Below are 22,358 nucleotides of genomic sequence, written 5' to 3'. Positions count from 1 at the left end.
GGACAGCGAACAAAGTTATATTTACCGACTAAAAATTTTAGAGGCTATAAAAGCAGAGGATCTAAGGATGACTAGCAAAAAGCAGCCCGTAAACAAGACAGTACAACAAGTGGCTGATCCACTATTTTTACAAGCGGAACATTTAGCTAAAGATTTTTCGCTTTTCCCAGCCCACAGTAAGCAGACATTAGCTGAAGAAGTTAAAGGTCTACTTTCTGAAGATGCTATCCAATCGAATTTAAAAGAATTGTCGACACTTGATGTTGACAGTTATGTATCTAAGGTTATTCAACCGACTCAAGATAAAAACCGCCCTAGTGCCAAACGTGTGATTGCAGACCTTAAAGGTAAGCTGATCACTGAAGAGCATTTAGGCTCTTTTTACAGTGCTGAAATTGAATTAAATTTCGGATCTCGTACTCGTCGTGTAGGTTTTATCGCTCAAGAAAGAACCACATCTAATGGCGCGTGGATGCCAGAGCATCACTTAGCGGCATGTAAAGCGATTCGTCATTTTGCTGAATTATCAATGCCAATCGTATACCTCATTGACACTCCAGGTGCTGATGCGGGCGAAGTGGCTAACAGTCAAAACCAAGCACACTCGATTTCAAAAGCGATTGCTGAAAGTGCCAACGTTGATGTTCCAACCGTTGGTATTGTCATTGGTGCAGGTTACTCAGGCGGTGCAATTCCATTAGCTGCAGCCAACATCTTATTGTCATTACGTGATGGTATTTTCAATACTATTCAGCCTCAAGGTTTGCAATCAATTGCCCGTAAATACAACTTGTCTTGGCAGGAATGTGCTAAGTCAGTCGGTGTATCACCAGAAGAGTTACTTTCTGCAGGTTGTATCGACGGTATCGTCGATTTCTCACCATACGATAAAGATGAGCGCCAACATAATTTACGTCGTGCAATTATCAGTGGTATTGAAGCAGTAGAGAAAGCAGCAATTACTTTCGTTCGTGATTCTGATGATTTACGTGAGCATTATGACCGTAGTTTGTCGCGTTTCTTAGACCCATCTAAGAACTTAGCTGCACTTGAAAATAACCAAGGTTTGGCTGTGGCGAACAGCCCGACCATGCACCATAACTTATTTGGCAGTGCATATCGTTACCTACGTTATTTAACCTTACGTAGCCGTATTCATTCTATTTCTGTTGAACAGTATGGTCGCTTGTCGAAAGTCAGTGTGCCTGAAGGTGATTTATTAGCACGTATTCAACAAGAACAAGACAGTGTTTTCCAAGCATGGTTATCAACGCCGGATAAGCTAGTTTACGATGAAGAATTGAATAAACTTTGGGGCACATTCGACAGTAAACGTAGCGAAATTTCAGCTGAACGTAACGTCATTACTCGTTTCATTCTTGGTGAGCCAAAAGAAAACTATAAAAAAGCACGTAAGGCATTGTTATTCAACATTGGTTGGTCGCTATATCATCGCTGGAAAAGCAATGCTGCGAACAACTTTAAAGGCTTAATCAAGTACCTTGAGTCTTTACCTGCTTCAACAACACAAGCGCCATGGCCTGAGCTTAATCAGTTAACCGTGCTTGATATTGTTGTTAATGATGAGCTGCGTGAAGACTTTATTTGGCAATGTCACAACGTACTTATCTTCAATGCGTTATATGACAATGTGGTTCAAAATTTAGCATCGATTTCTAAAGAAGCGATGATGTCTAAAAGCTTATCGCGTGAATCAGTTGATAAGCTATTACATACCTCTATCGACACTGCATTATCTACTAATGATGATGCCAATGATAAAAGTAAGTTCTACAAGTGGCTTAAATTCTTCATGGGTCAATCGAACCGTGCTGAACTGCTGACTCGTGTTGAGCAATGGAAGAGTGTTGGTTTCCCGCAATTAAACGACAGTTTATTCGTGATTTTAACTTACTTCTTTGAACGTTTATTACCAGAATACTTTGACAGTGAAGAAGACCATTCAAAGTACACGGGTGCAATTAACCCTGTGCGCATTGGTCGTCGTAAAGACTTCTGGAACCGTTTGACTATGGGTTACCAAGATTTACTTATCCAAAAAGTTTTACGTGATGAAAAACGTCAAGGAAAAATGGGTTGGGAAAGTGTGATTGCTAAGTTCTTCACAGAATTCGAAGAGCTAAATGGCGACAAAATGTCGGCAAACCAACTTAACTTCCCAGGTTTCCGTTTATCTATTGAAGACGCATTAGATAAAGGCATTCGCCCATGTGGTTTAATCACAGGCCTTGCTGACTTTGAACATGGCGAAAGCAAATTACGCGTAGGTGTTGCGGTATCAAATATTGCATTCCAAGCGGGTGCATTTGATATGGCGAGCGCTGAGAAGTTCAGCGCACTATTGATTGAATGTGCTAAGCGTAAATTACCTGTCGTTTGTTTCATCAGTTCAGGTGGTATGCAAACTAAAGAAGGTGCAGCTGCGCTATTCTCAATGGCTGTGGTTAATGACCGTATTACCCGTTTTGTTCGTGATAACGAATTACCAGTATTGATGTTTGGCTTTGGTGATTGTACTGGTGGTGCTCAAGCAAGTTTTGTAACGCATCCTTTAGTGCAAACTTACTACCTATCAGGTACAAATATGCCGTTTGCGGGTCAAATGGTTGTTCCTGCTTACTTGCCGTCTACTGCAACGTTATCTAACTACTTATCAAAAGTACCTGGTGCAATGACGGGGTTAGTGCATAACCCATTCAGCGACACACTCGATAGCCATTTATCAAGCATTGATCCATTAATGCCACTACCGACATTACATGCTCATGATGTCATTGCGAAAGCATTATCAAGCTTAGTGCCGGAAGTGAAAGCGATAGAAGAGAAAATCGTTCAAGACGATCCTCGTATGCTGATGAAGCCAATTGACAAAGTCTTGGTTCACGCACGTGGCTGTACAGCGGTTAAATTGATCCGTAAGGCACATGATAATGACATCAATGTTGTTCTTGTTGCTTCAGATCCTGATATGACCTCAGTGCCAGCAGATATGTTGAAAGTTAACGATAAGCTGGTTTGTATTGGTGGTAACACCTCAGATGAAAGTTACTTAAATGCATACTCTGTTCTGAAAGTTGCTGATTACGAAAACGTAGATGCACTTCACCCAGGTATTGGTTTCTTATCTGAAAGCCCGCAGTTTGCTGCATTGTGTGTAAACAATGGCGTTAACTTTGTTGGCCCTAGCGTGCATTCAATGACGACTATGGGTAACAAGTCGAATGCAATTAAGACTTCGCAAGCGCAAAATGTACCTGTTGTACCTGGTTCACATGGTATTTTGACTAATGCTGAACAAGCAGTGAATGTGGCCATTGAAATTGGTTACCCAGTATTGCTTAAAGCGGTTCAAGGTGGTGGCGGTAAAGGTATCCAGGTTGTGACTAAGCCTGAAGACATGATTGGCTTATTCCAAAAAACCTCTACAGAAGCGGCTGCAGCATTTGGTAACGGTGATTTATACCTTGAGAAATACGTGACTTCACTTCGTCACATCGAAGTGCAATTGTTACGTGATAAGTTTGGTAACACCAAAGTATTGGGTATTCGTGACTGCTCAGTTCAACGTAATAACCAAAAAGTAATCGAAGAGTCTGGTTCAACCATGTTGCCTGAAGAATTGAAGCAACGTGTACTGGAGTATACGCGCGCTTTAGGTGATGCGACTGATTACATGGGTGCTGGTACGGTTGAGTTTATTTACAACCTTGATGCTAACGAAGTGTACTTCATGGAAATGAATACACGTCTACAAGTAGAGCATCCAGTTACTGAAGCAACATCTGGTATCGATATTGTTAGCGCTCAGTTCGATATTGCTGCAGGTCGCTCAATTGAAGATTTACAGCCTGTTGAGCAAGGTTACGCGATGGAAGTACGTGTCACTGCTGAAAAAGCAGCTTTAGACAGCGAAGGTGTACTTCAATTATTACCAAACCCTGGCATGATAACTGAGTGCGTGATGCCAGAAGGTGAAGGTATTGAGATTATTTCTATCGCTGAAACTGGCAAGGAAGTATCGCCATACTACGATAGCTTAATCGCTCAAATCATTATCCGTGGTGAGTCACGTGAAGATGTTGTCTCTAAGATGTCTGCATATCTAGACAGTGTCGTTATCAAGGGTATTGCGACTAACATTCCATTACTGAAGCTAATTCTGAAAGATGCCACCTTTAACCAAGGTGTTTACGATACGAATTATCTGCCACGCCTAATGGCAGAGCTAGACGTACCTGCATTGGTTGCTGAAATGGAAGCAGCGGCTGAAACTGTTGGTTTAGATACTGAATCACTACGTGTTGCAGAGAGTAATGAACTTAAAGTACTCGCACAAGGTGCCGGTATCTTCTATACCTCTCCAGCGCCAGGTGAGCCTGACTTCGTTAAAGAAGGTGACATTGTCACTGTAGATCAAACTTTAGCGCTTACAGAAGCGATGAAGATGTTCTCACAAGTCACATTAGCCGGCTTTAACCGTCAAAATGCGATTCTTTACCCTGAAAATCAGAAGTACCGTATTGAACGTATTCTGAATGGTAACGGTCAGCAAGTATCACAAGGCGACTTACTGTTTGTTATTTTACCGATTGACGGTGAGTAATAATGAACAAGCCATAATGTAATGTTTATGGCGATGATATAGCAAAAATCCTCAGTTTATGGCTGGGGATTTTTTTATGGTAATTACCAGCAAGTTTTAACGAATAGCATGTTTGTTTTGATACAAATTGGCTTTTTTGTTGCTAATTGCACGAAATTTACCTCGGTTGAGCTAGCCGTTGTCAAAAATGCGGCGTTTTAACATAAAAAATTAAGTTGTTTGAAAAATAAACAATAACTTTTATTTTGTTGTTTTATTTAGAAATATTGAAATTAAGGACAATTTTTTTATGCGAAATGTGATAAATTTTGCAAGTCTCATTTGCGCATTTGAAGGTTCCCACTTACAATATGCGCCTTAAATAACCAGATGTGCGGTGTGTCTAGCTTTTTTACATACTCCGTTTACCTCTTAACTAATCATTAAAGTTGAATCATGACCGAATTATCCAAATACAGAAACATTGGTATCTTCGCTCACGTTGACGCGGGTAAAACCACGACCACCGAGCGTATCCTAAAGCTAACCGGTAAGATCCATAAGATCGGTGAAGTACATGATGGTGAATCTACTACTGACTTCATGGAACAGGAAGCTGAGCGCGGTATTACTATTCAGTCAGCAGCAGTAAGCTGTTTCTGGAATGACCACCGTTTTAACGTTATCGACACTCCAGGCCACGTTGACTTCACAGTTGAAGTATATCGTTCGCTTAAAGTTCTTGATGGCGGTGTAGGTGTATTCTGTGGTTCTGGTGGTGTTGAGCCTCAGTCAGAAACTAACTGGCGTTATGCTAACGAATCAGAAGTTGCGCGTATCATCTTCGTAAACAAATTAGACCGTATGGGTGCTGATTTCTTACGTGTTGTTAAGCAAACTCAAGACGTTCTAGCTGCTAATCCATTAGTTATGGTTTTACCGATTGGTATCGAAGACGAATTCTCTGGTGTTGTTGACCTATTAACCCGTAAAGCATGGGTTTGGGATGAAACAGGCCAAGCAGAAAACTACAAGATTGAAGACGTTCCAGCTGACATGGTTGACATGGTAGAAGAATACCGCGAAATGTTAATCGAAACTGCTGTTGAGCAAGACGACGATCTAATGGAAGCTTACATGGAAGGCGAAGAGCCATCTATGGAAGACATCAAGCGTTGTATCCGTAAGGGTACTCGTACAATGGACTTCTTCCCAACATACTGTGGTTCTGCGTTCAAGAACAAAGGTATGCAGCTTCTTCTTGATGCTGTTGTTGATTACTTACCTAACCCAGTTGAAGTTGATCCACAACCTCTTACTGATGAAGAAGGTAATGAAACTGGCGAACACGCAATCGTTGATGCAGATGCTCCATTAAAAGCGCTTGCATTCAAGATTATGGATGACCGTTTCGGTGCACTAACTTTCGTACGTATCTACTCAGGTCGTATTAAGAAGGGTGACACTATCCTTAACTCTGCAACAGGTAAAACTGAGCGTGTTGGCCGTATGGTTGAGATGCAAGCAGATGAGCGTAACGAATTAGATTCAGCTCAAGCTGGTGACATTATCGCTATCGTAGGTATGAAGAATGTTCAAACTGGTCACACTTTATGTGATGTTAAACATCCTTGTACTCTTGAAGCAATGGTATTCCCAGAGCCAGTAATCTCTATCGCTGTAGCACCTAAAGATAAAGGTGGTTCAGAGAAAATGGGTATAGCTATCGGTAAAATGATTGCAGAAGATCCATCTTTCCGCGTAGAAACTGACGAAGATTCAGGCGAAACCATCCTTAAAGGTATGGGTGAGCTTCACTTAGACATTAAAGTAGACATCCTTAAGCGTACTTACGGTGTTGACTTAATTGTTGGTGAGCCTCAAGTTGCTTACCGTGAAACTATCACTAAAGTTACAGAAGATAGCTACACGCATAAGAAACAGTCTGGTGGTTCTGGTCAGTTCGGTAAGATCGACTACGTTATCCGTCCAGGTGAGCAAAACTCTGGCTTCACTTTCAGCTCTTCAGTTGTTGGTGGTAACGTACCTAAAGAATTCTGGCCTGCAGTTGAGAAAGGTTTCGCTAGCATGATGAACACCGGTACTGTTGCTGGTTTCCCTGTGTTAGACGTTGAACTAGAACTTACTGATGGTGCTTTCCACGCAGTTGACTCGTCAGCTATCGCGTTCGAAATCGCTGCTAAAGGCGCATTCCGTCAGTCTATGCCTAAAGCCGGTGCACAACTTCTTGAGCCTATCATGAATGTTGACGTATTCAGCCCAGAAGACAACGTAGGTGACGTAATTGGTGACCTTAACCGTCGTCGTGGTATGATCAAAGACCAAATGGCTGGTGTTACTGGTGTTCGTATTAAAGCTGACGTACCGTTATCAGAAATGTTCGGTTACATCGGTTCACTACGTACTATGACATCTGGTCGTGGCCAATTCTCTATGGAATTCGCTCACTACGCACCATGTCCAAACAGTGTTGCTGAAAAAGTAATTGCTGAAGTTAAAGAGCGTGAAGCTAAGAAGTAATTCTTAACTAAACCCTTTAATTAAAAACCGCTGCCTTTGCAGCGGTTTTTTTATGCTTCAAAATTAATATAGACAGTTTATCTATTCGGTTTATGTTTAAGAGTAAACATGCAAGTAACGCTTATTGATTAAGAGGCTACCTAAAGCATATTAGAGCTTGCATCTTACAATGCAAAATGTGGCTCAACAATTAATCAAGGAAGAAATATGATTAAGGTAAGACGTTTTACCGCAAGCAATGTAAAGCCTCTAAGGCAGCTAAAACTGAAAACCATCATAATGTTAGCCGTCAGCACTATTTGTTAGCTGAGGTGACTGCCTGGGCGCCTCATGAGTACAATGAACGGCCATAAAAAATGCCACGGTCATGGGACGGTGGCATTTTATTGCGAGCAGTATTCTGACTCAATAAAGCTTAGTTAGTGTGAGTGTTACCCACTAACGCTTCTTTATTGTCAGCTTGTGCAACGTGACACTGAACACAGAAGTAATATTTATCATCAAACTTACCGTCTGCACTTAAGTGAGACTCATGCACTGGTGTCGCTTTCATGCGAGCTGCTTTTTCTGTGCTGTGACAGGTTAAGCACCCATTTTTCTTGGTTGTTAGTTTATAAGAGTCTTTATGCGGAATGAGCGGCGGCATATGCACAAAATCTCTTTCTAAAGCTGTCCCACGACTTGGGTAAGTCGCTTTAGCTTCTGCAGGTAACGTATCAGTAATGGCTACGTCTCCGGCAAGTGATTTAACATTTACAGGTGCGGCAGCTTCTTGTGCTTGTTGGCCTGAGCAAGCGCTAAGACTGAGCACTATCGCAGCAAGGCTGAGTATTTTCTTCATGATTTACACTCCGTCATATCCATTATGTTTCATCATCAATGGATAGAGAAAATTAGTGATGTTGTCATGCCTCAATATCGTTTAAAGAGGCATGAAAGTCAGTCAAATTAGGCTTTAACAATCTTCACAGGACACTTCTTGAAATCCGTTTCTTTAGATAACGGATCAGTCGCATCGAGTAATAACTTGTTTACCAGCTGTCTAGCGTCAAAGAATGGCATAAATACCACGCCGACAGGCGGTTTGTTACGGCCTTTGGTTTCAACACGTGTTTTAACTTCTCCACGTGGAGAAATCACTTTCACTTCATCACCATTTTTAAGACCACGACTACTCGCATCTTTAGGGTGCATGAATACCTGTGCATCAGGGTATGACTTATGCAGTTCAGGTACACGTGCTGTCATACTTGCAGTATGCCAATGTTCAAGTACGCGACCTGTAGACATCCATAGGTCAAACTCTTCATTTGGCTCTTCAGCTGCTGGCTCGAATGGTAGAGCGAAAATAACTGCGCGACCATCAGGCTTACCGTAGAAGTTATAACCTTCACCCGCTTTAACATATGGGTCACTGCCTTCAACGAAGCGACGAACTGTTTCAGTACCGTTAACAACAGGCCAGCGTTTACCGCGGTTTTCGTGGTAGTTTTCAAAGGTATCTAAGTCATGACCATGGCCACGACCAAACTGTGCGTACTCTTCAAACAGACCCTTTTGAAGGTAGAAGCCGAATGCATCATTTTCATCGTTGTAGTCGCCTTTACACTCAGAAGTAGGGAATTTATCCACTACACCATTTGCGAACAAGATGTCATATAACGTCTTTTCTGCGTATTCAGGTTTTTTAGCAATTAATTCAGCAGGCCATACTTCTGACACTTTGAAGCGCTTAGAGAACTCAACAAGTTGCCACAAATCAGACTTAGCGCCTTCCGGTGCTTTAACTTGCTGATGCCACATATGAGTACGACGTTCAGCGTTACCGTAAGCCCCTTCTTTTTCTACCCACATTGCTGTTGGAAGAATCAAGTCAGCGGCAGTTGCGGTAACCGTTGGGTATGGATCAGATACCACGATGAAGTTTTCAGGGTTACGGAAACCAGGGTAAATTTCATCATTGATATTAGGACCAGCCTGCATGTTATTGGTACACATAGTCCAGTAACAATTTAACTTGCCATCTTTAAGCATACGGCTTTGAAGAACGGCGTGATAACCTGGTTTAGGCGGGATAGTGCCTTCAGGTAATTGCCATAAATCTTCAGTCATCGCACGATGTTTAGGGTTAGCAACGACCATATCTGCAGGTAGACGATGAGCGAATGTACCGACTTCACGAGCGGTACCACATGCTGATGGTTGTCCTGTTAATGAGAACGGGCTGTTGCCTGGGGTAGCAATTTTACCGGTTAACAAGTGAATGTTATAAAGCATGTTGTTTGCCCAAACACCACGAGTATGTTGGTTAATACCCATGGTCCATAAGCTCATGATCTTGATGTTAGGATCAGCGTAAGCTTTTGCCATTTCCTCAAGATTCTCAACAGGTACACCACTCATTTCTGAAGCGTATTCTGCAGTGTATGTGCTAACGAACTTCGCGTACTCTTCAAACGAGATAGGCTTAGATTTACCGTTACCTGGGTTTTTCGCTTTCTTCTCTAATGGATGCTCTGGACGTAAGCCATAACCGATGTCAGTGACACCTTCAGCGAAGTTTGTGTGTTTGCTAACGAAGTCTTTATTAACCGCATCGTTTTGAATGATGTAGTTAGCAATATAGTTCAAGATAACTAGGTCAGACTGTGGCTTAAATACCATTGCGTTGTCGGCAAGCTCGAAGCTGCGGTTTTCAAACGTTGATAAAACGTGAACCTTGCTGCCAGCATGGCTTAAGCGACGGTCAGTTAAGCGTGACCATAAAATTGGATGCATTTCTGCCATGTTCGCGCCCCAAAGCACGAAATGATCTGCCGCTTCGAAGTCGTCATAACTACCCATTGGCTCATCAATGCCAAAAGTACGCATGAAACCACCTACCGCCGATGCCATACAGTGACGAGCGTTAGGATCGATGTTGTTGGTTAAGAAGCCAGCTTTATGCAATTTAGATGCAGCGTAGCCTTCCCAAATTGTCCATTGGCCAGAACCAAACATACCAACTGAAGTTGGCCCTTTTTTGGCGATGCTTTCTTTCCACTTGTCAGCCATAGTGTCTAGAGCAACATCCCAACTAACAGGAGTGAATTCACCTTCTTTGTCATACTTGCCATCTTTCATTCTTAATAATGGCGAAGTTAAACGGTCCTTACCGTACATGATCTTAGAAAGGAAGTAGCCTTTAACACAGTTAAGACCTTTGTTAACAGGGCTTTCTGGGTCACCTTGAGTCGCAACAACTTTACCGCCTTTTGTTCCGACTAATACACTACAACCTACACCACAGAAACGACATGGGGCTTTATCCCATTTAATTTCTGCAGATTTCTCTTCTGCTTGAACCATTTTGATTGGTAAGGCAAGCCCAACAGCCGACGCGGCTGCAGTAGCGGCATTGGCTTTTAGAAACTCGCGACGGCTTATGCTCATGGTGTTTCCTCACTCTTTGCTGTTAGTTGATAACCTTGAAAGGTTAATCATCGTTTTATATGCCAAATAATGGCTTTATTCATCTCTATAATGTTGAGTTTAAACCTCACATTTATCATGGGTATACCTCGCAATGAGTATACTGATAGTTTGTTGTTGTAGATCACATTTTACAACGTGATCTAAGACACATTTTAGAAGTTACTCAGTCACTTAATTAGGTGATGATAATTTAAGCGATACATTGATTCTAGGCCAAGATGAGAGAATTTGAAGGAAATTAGCGGGATAAAACACATTAAATTAATTGTTTTTATTTTATACAGAGTTTGATTTAAATATAAACATACATTCAATAAGCCCAGTGCCAAGTGGGTGGCACATATTCATATCGTATTTGGTATATATTACATAGTGAGTAGTTAACCTAATAACCAGTTAACTCCATATAACCATTGCCTTTATGGCTACCTGAAACCTGGATCGGTCCTTCCCAGTAAGGGATTGAAAGTGACATATTAGTGTCAGGGTTGAGTGCTGTTACTGTCAGATCGATTTGTTCGCTTTCAATAGATAATTGCCAGCTAACGGGATATTTCCCGCTGTCAGTTTGCTGCCAGCTTATTGGTCTCATAGCAATATCGTTCGTTCTCTGGTTAGTGATATTTCGGCCACTACCGTCGGCAAACATTCTCCTAGCACTGAAAAATGCTGGTGTATTTTTGTCTGCTCCACGTAGCTGAAATACCATTAATGCAGAATCATCATCAAGACGGATGGAAAACCAATCCCAACCTTGTTGCGCCTTGGTCAGAAATTGCGAACTCCATTCTCTATCTAACCATGCTTTGCCTGTGACAGTTTCTTGTTTTCCGTTACGAGTAATCGTGCCAGTTAAATCAATAAATGGTTGGCTGTAATAATAAGAGGCAACTGCGCTATCAGCACTTTTTATGCTATAGCCACTTTCGCCCTGTAGTTGCATAGGTGCAGAGCTTGATAAGGATAATTGATAACTAAAGGTATCAGTTGCGACCTTGAGTGTTGCAGGAAACATTGCTGATGATTCACTCATCCATTGCCAATTATCTAGTTTCACTGTGAAAGGGTTTGCTGTTACATCGGCAAATTGGGGGTGAGCTCGTGACCATTTTTCCGCGGCTTGATGAGTGTCAATTGATGTTAAAGCTGCATGGGACATGTACATCTGTGATGTTGCCCATTTCGAGTGGTCAGTTTGTTGCTGAAGTGGGGCGGATTCATTGGCTTGATCGTGGCTGCTTTTTTCACTCACTTCTGCGTTAGCTATTGCACTCACTACCCCACTTGGCTCTTCACTAGTGAGCGCAATACGAAATTGAGTCCATTGTAGGCCAAGCTGTTCACCAGATTGAGTTTGCATATTGGCAGTTAAATACCACCACTCTTGTCGAAAATCATCATGGCCTAAATGATCTGCTGGGAATGTAAATTGATATCCCGGTTCGACCTTAGTGTATTGAGTCAAACTCGATGAAGCGTCTCCTAATATCCCGCCCATGTTAATTTGACTCGATTCGGGTTCAGGCTGGCATGCGCTGAGCATTAAAATCGTCATACAACAGAGGCTAATTTTATGAGCAATTGAGTTATTATTTTGCTTGTTATCGTTCATCACAACGCCTCCTGCTGTAAGCTACTAATTAGCGGTTTTCTGGTTTGCCAATATAGTGGAATCGCAATGGCGATAGCGCTGGTTGTTAGTGCGATAACGACCACTCGAAAATAAGCTGGCCAATCCCATAGCATTGCAATGCTCCAACCAAACGCTTGCAGTGTCACTTTATTAATGAGCAAGTAACCCAAAACCGCTCCTGTAGGAAGCGCAACTAAACAGGTTAGCAATACAATCAACTGCATTTGCACAAAGGTCATTAGACGTAACTCTCTTTTATTAATTCCTAGTGCGTAGAGCTTGGCGAGTGGAGCTTGCCTTGCCTGAATCAGCATTAAACAAGCGCTGAATAACCCTATGGCAGCAACAATCAGAGTTAAACTGTTTAGTACCATGGTTATCGAGAAGGTTTGCTTAAACATGGCAATGGCTTGCTGCTTGATTTTGGCTTGATTGTACATTTGGGCATTAGAGATCAATTTGCTTTCTAACAGCAATGATTCAAGTTGACCGATATCGCCTTGATAACTTGCTGCAATACTTTTGGGTTGCTGTGGTAATTGCAGTTGTTGCCATAAACTTCTATCTATAACGACTTGCCCCTTGGGATTACCATAGTCAAAAAAAATGGCTCCAATCGTTGGAAGTTGATGTGTACTGGCATGATTGAAGGGGTCGATGTTGAAACTATCACCAATGTTTAAGCCATATTTTATTGCGATGGGTTCACTGATTAAGATTTGCTTACCCGCGACAAATTCTGACCATAGGTTATCCGTCTGACTCTTCAAAGAGCTTGTGACTTTGGTTGAATAGAGGTCTCGACTCACTAACTCAATTGGCATTCCTTGGTAGGTCGAGGCGATAGTCCACTGCGTGTAAATACCTGAAACCTTTTCTTGTTTTGATAACAAGTCTTGGATCTCAAGAATTTTGTCGCTTGCAGGGCGCATATACAAGTCTGCATGAAGACGACTTTCAAGCCAGTTTTTCAGTGTGATTTCAAAACTGCCCACTAATGTATTCATTGATATATTGGCAGTTAATGCCAGTAGCATAGCCATCATAGCTAAAGATAGCGGGCCGATTAGCTCTTTTGTTTCTGCAATCATGTAATGCCATAACCCAGTAGGAAAGAGGTTGGCCATCCATTCACTGATACGGTAAATCGTCAGTGGTAATAGCAGTGGAATCGCAATGATCACAATCCCCATTAACCCCAAACTGACCTGATACTGTTTAGCAAATGGAAATGCTAATGCACAACCAATTAATGCAATGCAGGCAATCATAAATTGCATACGATGGGTTTTGACCAAATGCGATACTTGATTGCTTTTGGCTATCATTCGAGCAAGTGGCTGGTTAGTGAGTTGGCGATAAAGAGGTAAACAGGCCAGTAATCCTGCAAATAAGGTTAATGCCATTGCTTGAAATAACCATTGCCATTGCCATGAACCAGGCATTAAGCGTGCACCGTATAGTTGTTCAAGTGTCATCGCAACCATAGGCTGCAACCAGAGACTTAACTGCAAACCGAGAATGAAGCCAACGACTGAACCGACAAGCACCAGAAAACTGAGCTCAACCACAAGTGCCAGTAATAACATGTGCTTTTGGACACCTAATTGCAGCAGTTGAACTAACAGTTTTTGCCGTTTCATCAAGCTGTAACGCACACCGTTGTAGGCGATAAACAGGCCGACAACAAAGGCTAACATACTCATTGCATTTAAATTGAGATGGAAACTACGGGTTAACTCTTGGAGTGCCTGTCCTTGATCTTGTTCTGTTATCGTAGCTTGTTGTAATAATAATTGTGCTTGATTAATTTGAGTTATCAAGCTGCTGGGTTCGTCAAATAAGGCAATATAAGATAACTTTTGAGAATGATTTAGCAGAGACTGCGCAAGAGAGATATCAGCAACAATTGCATTTCCTAAGCCAAACTCATCGTCTAAGCCTACGACTTCAAGTGAAATAGGATGCCCTTGATCATTTAATGGTAATGGGTCTTGAAGGTAAAACAGGCCATCTGGGGCGACTTTATCGGCTAAGGATTGGCTCATGAGCAGAATATTTTTAGCGCCGAGTAATTTCGCTAAGGGGATATTTGGGTTAATTGCAGAATCTGTTTTCTGATTAGTGCCACTATGCTGCTGAAGGTTAATTGCTGCAAACAGGTCACTACCTTGAAGTTGCCAGCGTCGTCCTTCACTATCGACCACTAACCCATTAATGACAGCGAGTGCTTGGCTTATTCCTGCTTGACGAAGGCGAAAGTAAACTTGCTCATCCAGATACTGTTCACCTGTATTAGGTGTGATGAGTAACGAGGCTCGTTGGCTTAAAAGTTCCGTAGCTTCACTGTAACTTCGGACTGCGTTTTCGTTGGTGGATTTAACCCCAATTAATAACGTAACAGCCAAAATAATACCAAGTAAGATAGCACCAGCTTGTAAAGGTGCATGGCGATAATGCGCAGCAAATACGGCCAAACTATTGTATAAGCTATAGCCTGAAGCAGAGTCTTGCTCTAAACGATAATCAAGTTCAGTTGGTGTGCAGCTTATGGTACCTAGATTCGTACCTGCATCTAGTTGAGGCTTATTGTCTTGATTGCTTCGCTTATCATTCATGCACTTTACCTTGCTCAAGGTGCCAGCGCCTTTGCATAAATGCAGCACAAGTATCGCTGTGCGTTACCATAAGTACTGTTGTGTTAGCGGCTTTGGCTAGATCGCACAACAGTCCCATGACTTGTTGTCCTGCTTTTTCATCAAGATTACCCGTGGGCTCATCAGCTAACAGTAGCGCAGGCTTATGGATTAAGGCTCTTGCAATCGCTACTCGCTGTTGTTGTCCACCAGACAAGGTCTCAACGGGTCGGTTAATGACTTCAGTAAGTGTTAGTTTTTCAATGAGTTCATCACCCCAAATGTTCCATTTTTGATTATTCAGCTGAAGCGGAAATCGAATATTATCAATGACATTTAGCGGTGTGAGGAGGTTGAACTGCTGAAATACGACACCTAATTGTTGGCGCCGAAATAATGCCCATTGGTTATCAGTCCAGAGGTGTGTGTCTTGTTCTAGCAGTGTTAACTGGCCGGCATCAACACGCTCAAAGCCTGCAATAATGTTAAGCAGGGTACTTTTACCTGTACCACTAGGCCCTGTTAATGCAATGGTATCACCGAGATGTAACCTTAAGTCGACATCATTAAGAACTTGATGACGTTGCTCGCCGTCGGTAAAGCTTTTAGTGACCTGTGATAACTGACAGACAACAGAGGACATAACGTGTTCCAGTAATTCTCGTAATAACATCATCATACGGTATTTTTAGCAGAATAGATCTTTATATGCTGCATGCGAGGTTGCGCTTGAGTTAAATGAATCGACATTAAGGTTTGCATGAATAAAAAAATTGCAACTTAAGTTGTAGTGGCTGGAAACTCTTACTAGGCTTATAAGGGCGTTTACAAACAGATAAATGAGTCAAATTTAAACAATATTTGCAATTGCATTCATAGGGTTAACCGTTATAGTAGAGTGGGTGTTTTTTATACAATGCTGCATCGTGATAGTGAACATGTGCTGATGAGGCTTGTCGCGCCATTGTCAGCATTGAATGTCAGGAAAGTGAAATGTCGTGATGAGCTAAAATTTGACTGAGTAAATGAGACTTATATTTATGGATAAAAATGAGCGCAAGTTACATAGTTTTCGAAGTCGAATATTGGCATATATTGCATTGCCATTAATCCTTATTATGGGATTAGTTTATGGTTTTCATGGCTGGATTAATTATCAAGAATATGAAAGAGATACCTACCTTCGCTTAGAGCAACAAGCTGTTTTATCTGCCAATCATCTTAACTTTGTGATGGACTCGATTCAAAATAATACGCGAGGCCTTTCTGACTATCTCACCTATGTCGACAGTGATGATTTATACGACGATGTTCATAAGATAGAAAACCTGCTTATCAATCGTCTTGGACGCAATCCGAGTATTTTTGGCAGCGCCATTGCCTATCGTCCTAACTTTTTAGCAGAAAAGCTACGCTACGCACCTTACGTTTTTCGTGATGGCAATGAAATAAGCATGCTTGATATTGGTGCTGAGGCTTATGACTATACCGATGGCAGTTGGAGTTGGTGGAGTGATGCAATAGCCAGTACAGAAGGTGTATGGTCAACGCCTTACTTTGATGAAGGTGCGGGCAATATTCTTATGATCACCTATTCAAAAGCGTTTGGTGAAATAGATGATCGCATTGGGGTCGTCACTGCCGATATTGCGTTAGATAACTTACCTAGGTTGATGCAAATTCCCAGTAAGAATTTAGTGGTACTGGATAAAGATGACCAAGTCATTTTTTATGATTCTGAAAATAGTGACTTAAAAGGCAGTAGCGATAAGTGGCTGTCTAAAAGTGGCGTTAATAATGAACTAAGAAACCTACTGGAAAATAATCTAACAGGCCAAACTAATGCCATTACTGAATCGGGACATCGTTTTTTAGTCAGTGTTGCTAATGTTCCAGTATTAGGCTGGCAGGTGGTTATTGCGACAAGTGACGAAGAGTTAAGTCAGTACTTCTTAACGAACATATCAAGGCTCGCCCTTATTTTATTATTACTATCAATTGCACTGCTTCTAACAAGTATTATTGCTTCTAAACGCTTAAACCGCCCGCTTGAAAACTTAGCAAATGGCATTATTGCATTTGGTGAAGGTAAGGTTAACCGATTAGATACCAGTGGCAATAATATTTTTGAAGTTGCAACCTTAACCAATAAATTCAATCAGCTCGCTGAGTTACTGGCTGAAAGGGAACTCGCATTAAAAGATTCAACCGGAAGTCGCTTTGCCAGTCTCATTGATGGTATGAGTGATAAATCATTTTATTGTTCTTTAGATCCTCAAGGGCAATTAGCGCAAGTGAGTGACGGTGTTCAAAAAGTATTAGGTGTTGACGTTGATACGTTAAAACGAAAATACCAACGCATGTTTACCAATGATCCAATCAATGAACAAAATTGGCATTACACTGAACAAGCATTAACAGGTAAAACCGTTCCGGCTCATCAAGTTGAAATGCTTGCCGATGATGGTCATATCAGACGGCTTGATGTGTTTATGCAGCCATTAATTTCAGATGCTGGCGAATTAATTTCTGTTGAGATGTTATTTACTGATGTGACGGAGCAATTTTCTGCTGCTCTATGGTCCAATGCGGTTATTGAGTCATCACCACAAGCGATGCTAATTGTTGATGAATTAGGGAATATCATCTTTACCAATAGCCGCTGCCAAGAGTTGTTTGGCTACAGCGCTGAACAAATTTTAGCCCTCAATGTTGAGTTACTTTTTCCTGAACGATTTAGGAAAAAACATGAAGCTGTTCGAACAGTCTTTTTAGAGCAAGAGTTAACCCGATTTGCCACCCCTAAAGAAGGCTGGGTAGCGTTAAAATCAGATAACACCGAAATGCAGGTTGAAATAAACTTAGCATTGTTACCAATACGGCATGAAGGTAGAAAACAAATTGCGGCGACGATTCGAGATCTTACTAGCCAGCTAGCTATCGAACGTAAAATAAAAGACAGTGAAAGCCGCTTTAGAGGGCTAGTGGCTAATATTCCTGGTGCGATTTACCGTACTCGAATCGAAGACCATTGGATAATGGAATATGTCAGCGACAATATCGCTGATATGACAGGTTATTCAGCCATAGATCTCATTGAGAGTAATAAGCTTAGATTTAACACCCTTATTCACCCAGACGATGATGCGGCTTGTTTTACCGCAATCAGTGAGGCGATTAAAACTCAACAAAGTTTTGATGTCGAATATCGAATTTATCATCGAGATGGCAGCATTAAATGGATACATGAGAAAGGTAAAGCCAGTTACGATGAGCAAGATAATCCGCTGTGGTTTGACGGTAGTTTACATGACGTAACAGACAGCAAGCATGCATTGGAAGCGATTAAAAACTCCCAGAAACAGCTCGAAAATATCACCGAGTCATTACCCAACTTAGTTTATCAAATGATTTGGCACTCTGATTCAGAGCGCGAATTTAGCTTTTTATCAGAGGCTTGTGTCAGCATTATTGGCTTCCCTCGTGACATGCTAATGCAAAACTTTGATTTGCTCATTGACAGAATTGTAGATAGCCAGAAACAAACGATTTTGGATGATTTAGCCGGTAAAGGTGTTGATGGCTTGCAATGGGTGACAGAGTTTCAATATCTGCATCCGTCAGGTGAGACTATCTGGTTAGAAGCTGGCGCGAAAGGGCAGTCATGGAATAACGATTCGATTATGTGGAATGGTTATTTAATGAATATCACAGATAGGAAGCAAGCAGAAACACGCTTAGCTGATCGTGAAAAACATTTAAGAGCATTATTAAATACCGCCGAAATGGGCATAGTAAATATTGATGCTTACGGCGTGATTTTGAATTGTAACGAGCACTTTGGCCGCAATATCGGAATAAATTCAAATGCGCTAGAAGGAAAATTATTCTTTGAATTTATGGCGCCTGAAGACAAGGTACTAGCAAAAGAGCAGTTTAATAAACTGATCAAAAATGAATTTGAAAATTTTAATATTGAGCCAAGAATACTGAGCCAATCAGGTGATGTTATTTGGATGGATATGACCTTTGCTGCGCTCAATAATGACCAAGGTGAAGTGACCTCAGCAGTTGTGTCTATGGCCGATATTACCAGCTTAATGACGGTTTCCAATGAGTTAAAAATTGCTAAAGATGAAGCTGACGCAGCAAGCAAAGCGAAAAGTGATTTCTTGGCTAATATGTCCCACGAAATACGCACTCCTATGAATGCCATTATTGGTATGTCACACCTTTGTCTACAGACTAATTTAGATAAAAAACAACATAACTTTGTGGAGAAAATTGAACGTGCATCTAAGTCATTGCTGGGCATTATTAATGACATTTTAGACTTTTCAAAAATTGAAGCTGGCAAAATGGAAATCGAAATCGTGCCATTTCAGCTTGATACATTGTTAGAAGATCTCAGTGATATGTTTGCTGTTAAAGCGGCCGATAAACAGTTGGAGTTATTGTTCTCTGTCGCACCCAATATTCCAAGTCATTTAATGGGCGATCCCCTTAGATTAAGCCAAGTGCTGATTAACTTAATGAACAATGCCATTAAGTTTACCGAGCGTGGGGAAGTCATTCTAACTATCGAGACTTTAGTTCAACAAGGTGATGAGATAGAACTCAAGTTTAGCGTAAGAGACAGTGGAATAGGTCTTACCCCAGAGCAATGTAATAAGCTTTTCCAATCCTTTAGCCAAGCTGATAGTTCAACAACCAGAAAGTATGGCGGTACTGGTTTAGGTCTTGCTATTTGTAAGCAACTCGTCGAGTTGATGGATGGACAAATAGGAGTGGAAAGTAAGCGTGGAGTCGGAAGTACATTCTACTTTACTGCGCAGCTCAGCCAAGCCGATGATCTACAGCTAAAGGCAACTCAAGAGCTAGAAGGGATGGAGCTTTTAGTTGTTGATGATAACCAAACCGCACGGGATATTTTACAGACCATGCTTAAAGGTATGGGCTTCAGTGTTTCCTTGGCAAAAGATGGTACTGAAGCAATCTCCATGTGTCATTCAAACAATTACAAATTGGCCTTAATTGACTGGAAAATGCCGGGCATGGATGGTTTGGAAACGGCTGAAACCATAATGAAAGAGAGTGCGAATCCGCCGTTAACGATTATGGTATCAGCTCATGCGACTCCTGAGTTTACTCAGTCAGTAAATGAGCTAGGAATCAACGGTTATATCACCAAGCCCATCAGCGCTTCACGACTACTCGATGCCATAATGTCGGCATTTGGTAAGCAAGGACACATGCCAGTTAGAGCAAAGGCGACCAGCTTAAATGCAGAGTTGCTTGAACAGCTAAATGGCAAAAAAGTGTTATTAGTTGAAGATAATGACATGAACCAAGAAGTCGCAGCAGAGTTTCTACAGCAAGTGGGTATTGAATTAACTATTGCTGATAATGGCCAAATCGCTTTAGACATGGTAGCGAAACAAGATTTTGACTTAGTGCTAATGGATTGCCAAATGCCTGTAATGGACGGCTATACCGCAACAGAGCAAATTAGATTACAGCCAGAATTTGAAAATCTGCCGATTATTGCGATGACTGCTAATGCCATGGCCGGTGATAAAGAGAAATGTATTAACGCTGGAATGAACGATCATGTCGCTAAACCAATAGAAGTCTCTCTTTTATATCAAACCTTGCTTAAATATTTAGGGTCAAACATAGCAACAGAAAACCTAACATTCACCGCAAAGGGTTCAACTAAGACCGATGAAACTTGGCCTCAGCATCCTGACGTCGATGTCGATCGTGGTTTGCAATTAGTGCAAAACTCAGCTCGCCTATATCGCAAAATATTGACCCGATTTGTAGAGGGTAAGCGTCACATTGTTAAAGAGATAACGAATGCTATCGATAGCAATGAACGAGAAGATGCTATCAGGTATGCACATACTCTTAAGGGGTTATCCGGTAATTTAGCTTGCGATAAGTTAACCGCTCAGGCAAAAGAACTTGAAAAGAACTTGATTGACGAAACTGAGCTTTCAGATGAACTTAGTCAATTAGATAGCTTAGTTAGCTCAATTTGCGAAGCTATCGATGTTTGGTTAAATAACAATGAAACTGGCGATGAGGCTACTCAGCTTGAACTTATCAGCGATGAAGTTTTTGCGGAATTACTCGATAAGTTATTGGCGCTGTTAGACGATGGCGATGCATCAGCTACCGATATGATCGACAATCTACAGTTACAGGTGAATCAGCAAACTTGGGCTAAACTTAAGCCTGTAGGTGCAATGATTAAAGGTTACCAGTTTGAAGATGCTGTCGAACATATTCAGAAAATTCGTAAGAGTATTGGCTGATGTGGTTTTTACAGCTTACCGAAAAGTATTTTAAGTCATATTCACTAGGAAGAGTTATAGGGATTTAACATGGAAAAAGCGACGGTGCTGATAGTTGATGATACACCTGAAAATATTGACATTTTAGTTGGTATTTTAGGTAAAGATTACAAGATCAAAGTCGCAATTGATGGTCCTAAAGCGTTAGCTTTGGCTCAAAAATCGGCTCCAGATCTTATTTTGTTAGACGTTATGATGCCAGGCATGAATGGCCATGAAGTTTGCCAGAAACTCAAAAGTGAACCACTAACCTGCCACATTCCGGTGATATTTGTTACGGCATTATCTGAGACTGAAGATGAAGCACAAGGCTTTGAGTTAGGCGCCGTGGATTATATTACTAAACCTGTCAGTCCCGCAGTGGTAAAGGCGAGAGTAAAAACCCATCTATCTTTGTATGATCAAAAACGCTTACTTGAATCAGAAGTCGCCCAACGTACTAAAGAGTTGAGTGAAACTCGATTTGAAATCATTCGCCGTTTAGGTCGAGCAGCAGAATACAAAGATAATGAAACCGGATTACATGTTATTAGAATGAGCCACTACGCTAGATTATTAGCGATTGCATCTGGTCATTCTTCTCGGTTTTGTGAGTTAGTCTATAACGCAGCGCCTATGCATGATATTGGCAAAATAGGCACACCAGATTCGATATTAAAAAAGCCGGGTAAGTTAGATGCCGATGAGTGGAAAGAGATGCAAGCGCATGCGCAAATCGGTGCTGAAATTATCGGCGATCATGACGACCCTTTATTGCAAATGGCTAAACGCATTGCCATTAGTCATCATGAAAAATGGGACGGCAGTGGTTACCCCCACGGTTTATCTGGTGAAGATATTCCAATAGAAGGACGTATTATTGCCATTGCCGATGTATTTGATGCACTGACTTCAGCAAGGCCTTATAAAAAAGCGTGGACGGTTGAAGACACGATGGCGCTAATTGAGAAAGAGTCAGGCAAGCATTTCGATCCTGATTTGGTAAAACAGTTTCGTTCAGTACTCGATGATGTGAAAGAAATCAAAGCGAAGCATGAAGAAACTTTTTAATACTGCCGCAGTTTAGAATATAAAAAGGCTGCTAACCCTTATTGGGTTAGCAGCCTTTTTTA

General features: G+C 41.4%; 9 protein-coding genes. 4 read left to right on the top strand and 5 right to left on the bottom strand.

Annotation, left to right across the window (positions count from 1 at the left end; translation table 11 throughout):
* Positions 1 to 67 precede the first annotated feature (67 nt).
* Both AN944_RS00695 and fusA read left to right on the top strand, forming a co-directional pair.
* Positions 68 to 4,624 carry a biotin carboxylase N-terminal domain-containing protein gene (locus tag AN944_RS00695; RefSeq protein WP_055022653.1) on the top strand — a complete coding sequence of 1,519 codons (4,557 nt, stop codon included), beginning with the start codon at positions 68 to 70 and terminating at the stop codon, positions 4,622 to 4,624.
* A 435-nt stretch (positions 4,625 to 5,059) separates the two neighbouring features.
* The gene (fusA, locus tag AN944_RS00690; RefSeq protein WP_055022652.1) at positions 5,060 to 7,144 is read left to right on the top strand and encodes an elongation factor G; all 2,085 of its coding nucleotides are present in this window, start codon (positions 5,060 to 5,062) and stop codon (positions 7,142 to 7,144) included.
* Positions 7,145 to 7,559: 415 nt separating this feature from the next.
* Here fusA and AN944_RS00685 read toward each other — a convergent pair whose 3' ends face one another.
* The 5 genes from AN944_RS00685 to AN944_RS00665 form a co-directional block, all read right to left on the bottom strand.
* The gene (locus tag AN944_RS00685) at positions 7,560 to 7,985 is read right to left on the bottom strand and encodes a nitrate reductase cytochrome c-type subunit (protein ID WP_055022651.1); all 426 of its coding nucleotides are present in this window, start codon (positions 7,983 to 7,985) and stop codon (positions 7,560 to 7,562) included.
* A gap of 107 nt (positions 7,986 to 8,092) precedes the next feature.
* Positions 8,093 to 10,576, bottom strand: coding sequence for a nitrate reductase catalytic subunit NapA (gene napA, locus AN944_RS00680; protein WP_055022650.1), 2,484 nt, complete (start codon positions 10,574 to 10,576; stop codon positions 8,093 to 8,095).
* Positions 10,577 to 11,003: 427 nt separating this feature from the next.
* Positions 11,004 to 12,230: a carotenoid 1,2-hydratase gene (locus AN944_RS00675; RefSeq protein ID WP_055022649.1), complete on the bottom strand. Its 1,227-nt coding sequence runs from the start codon at positions 12,228 to 12,230 to the stop codon at positions 11,004 to 11,006.
* Positions 12,230 to 14,869, bottom strand: a complete 2,640-nt coding sequence (locus AN944_RS00670) for an ABC transporter permease (protein WP_082419827.1) — start codon at positions 14,867 to 14,869, stop codon at positions 12,230 to 12,232. Before AN944_RS00670 ends, AN944_RS00675 begins: the two co-directional genes overlap by 1 nt.
* Positions 14,862 to 15,530, bottom strand: coding sequence for an ABC transporter ATP-binding protein (locus AN944_RS00665; RefSeq protein WP_055022749.1), 669 nt, complete (start codon positions 15,528 to 15,530; stop codon positions 14,862 to 14,864). Before AN944_RS00665 ends, AN944_RS00670 begins: the two co-directional genes overlap by 8 nt.
* A gap of 397 nt (positions 15,531 to 15,927) precedes the next feature.
* Between AN944_RS00665 and AN944_RS00660 the strand changes: the two genes are divergently transcribed.
* Together AN944_RS00660 and AN944_RS00655 are read left to right on the top strand one after the other, a co-directional pair.
* Positions 15,928 to 21,207, top strand: coding sequence for a PAS domain S-box protein (locus AN944_RS00660; RefSeq protein WP_055022648.1), 5,280 nt, complete (start codon positions 15,928 to 15,930; stop codon positions 21,205 to 21,207).
* Positions 21,208 to 21,276: 69 nt separating this feature from the next.
* On the top strand, positions 21,277 to 22,296 hold the full coding sequence (locus AN944_RS00655; protein ID WP_055022647.1) for a two-component system response regulator: 1,020 nt from the start codon (positions 21,277 to 21,279) through the stop codon (positions 22,294 to 22,296).
* The last annotated feature ends 62 nt before the right edge of the window (positions 22,297 to 22,358 follow it).

The sequence above is a fragment of the Shewanella sp. P1-14-1 genome, from assembly GCF_001401775.1.
GTDB classification, from domain to species: Bacteria; Pseudomonadota; Gammaproteobacteria; order Enterobacterales; family Shewanellaceae; genus Shewanella; species Shewanella japonica.
Note: the sequence above shows the minus strand (reverse complement) of the source record. Positions and strands in the feature narration are given on the sequence as shown.

What these genes read in the sequence shown, in the direction of transcription:
- fusA (WP_055022652.1), top strand. Translation starts at nt 5,060, where the DNA reads ATGACCGAATTATCCAAATACAGAAACATTGGTATCTTCGCTCACGTT.
- AN944_RS00660 (WP_055022648.1), top strand. Translation starts at nt 15,928, where the DNA reads ATGGATAAAAATGAGCGCAAGTTACATAGTTTTCGAAGTCGAATATTG.
- AN944_RS00675 (WP_055022649.1), bottom strand. Translation starts at nt 12,230, where the DNA reads ATGAACGATAACAAGCAAAATAATAACTCAATTGCTCATAAAATTAGC.
- AN944_RS00685 (WP_055022651.1), bottom strand. Translation starts at nt 7,985, where the DNA reads ATGAAGAAAATACTCAGCCTTGCTGCGATAGTGCTCAGTCTTAGCGCT.
- AN944_RS00655 (WP_055022647.1), top strand. Translation starts at nt 21,277, where the DNA reads ATGGAAAAAGCGACGGTGCTGATAGTTGATGATACACCTGAAAATATT.
- AN944_RS00670 (WP_082419827.1), bottom strand. Translation starts at nt 14,869, where the DNA reads ATGAATGATAAGCGAAGCAATCAAGACAATAAGCCTCAACTAGATGCA.
- AN944_RS00695 (WP_055022653.1), top strand. Translation starts at nt 68, where the DNA reads ATGACTAGCAAAAAGCAGCCCGTAAACAAGACAGTACAACAAGTGGCT.
- AN944_RS00665 (WP_055022749.1), bottom strand. Translation starts at nt 15,530, where the DNA reads ATGTCCTCTGTTGTCTGTCAGTTATCACAGGTCACTAAAAGCTTTACC.
- napA (WP_055022650.1), bottom strand. Translation starts at nt 10,576, where the DNA reads ATGAGCATAAGCCGTCGCGAGTTTCTAAAAGCCAATGCCGCTACTGCA.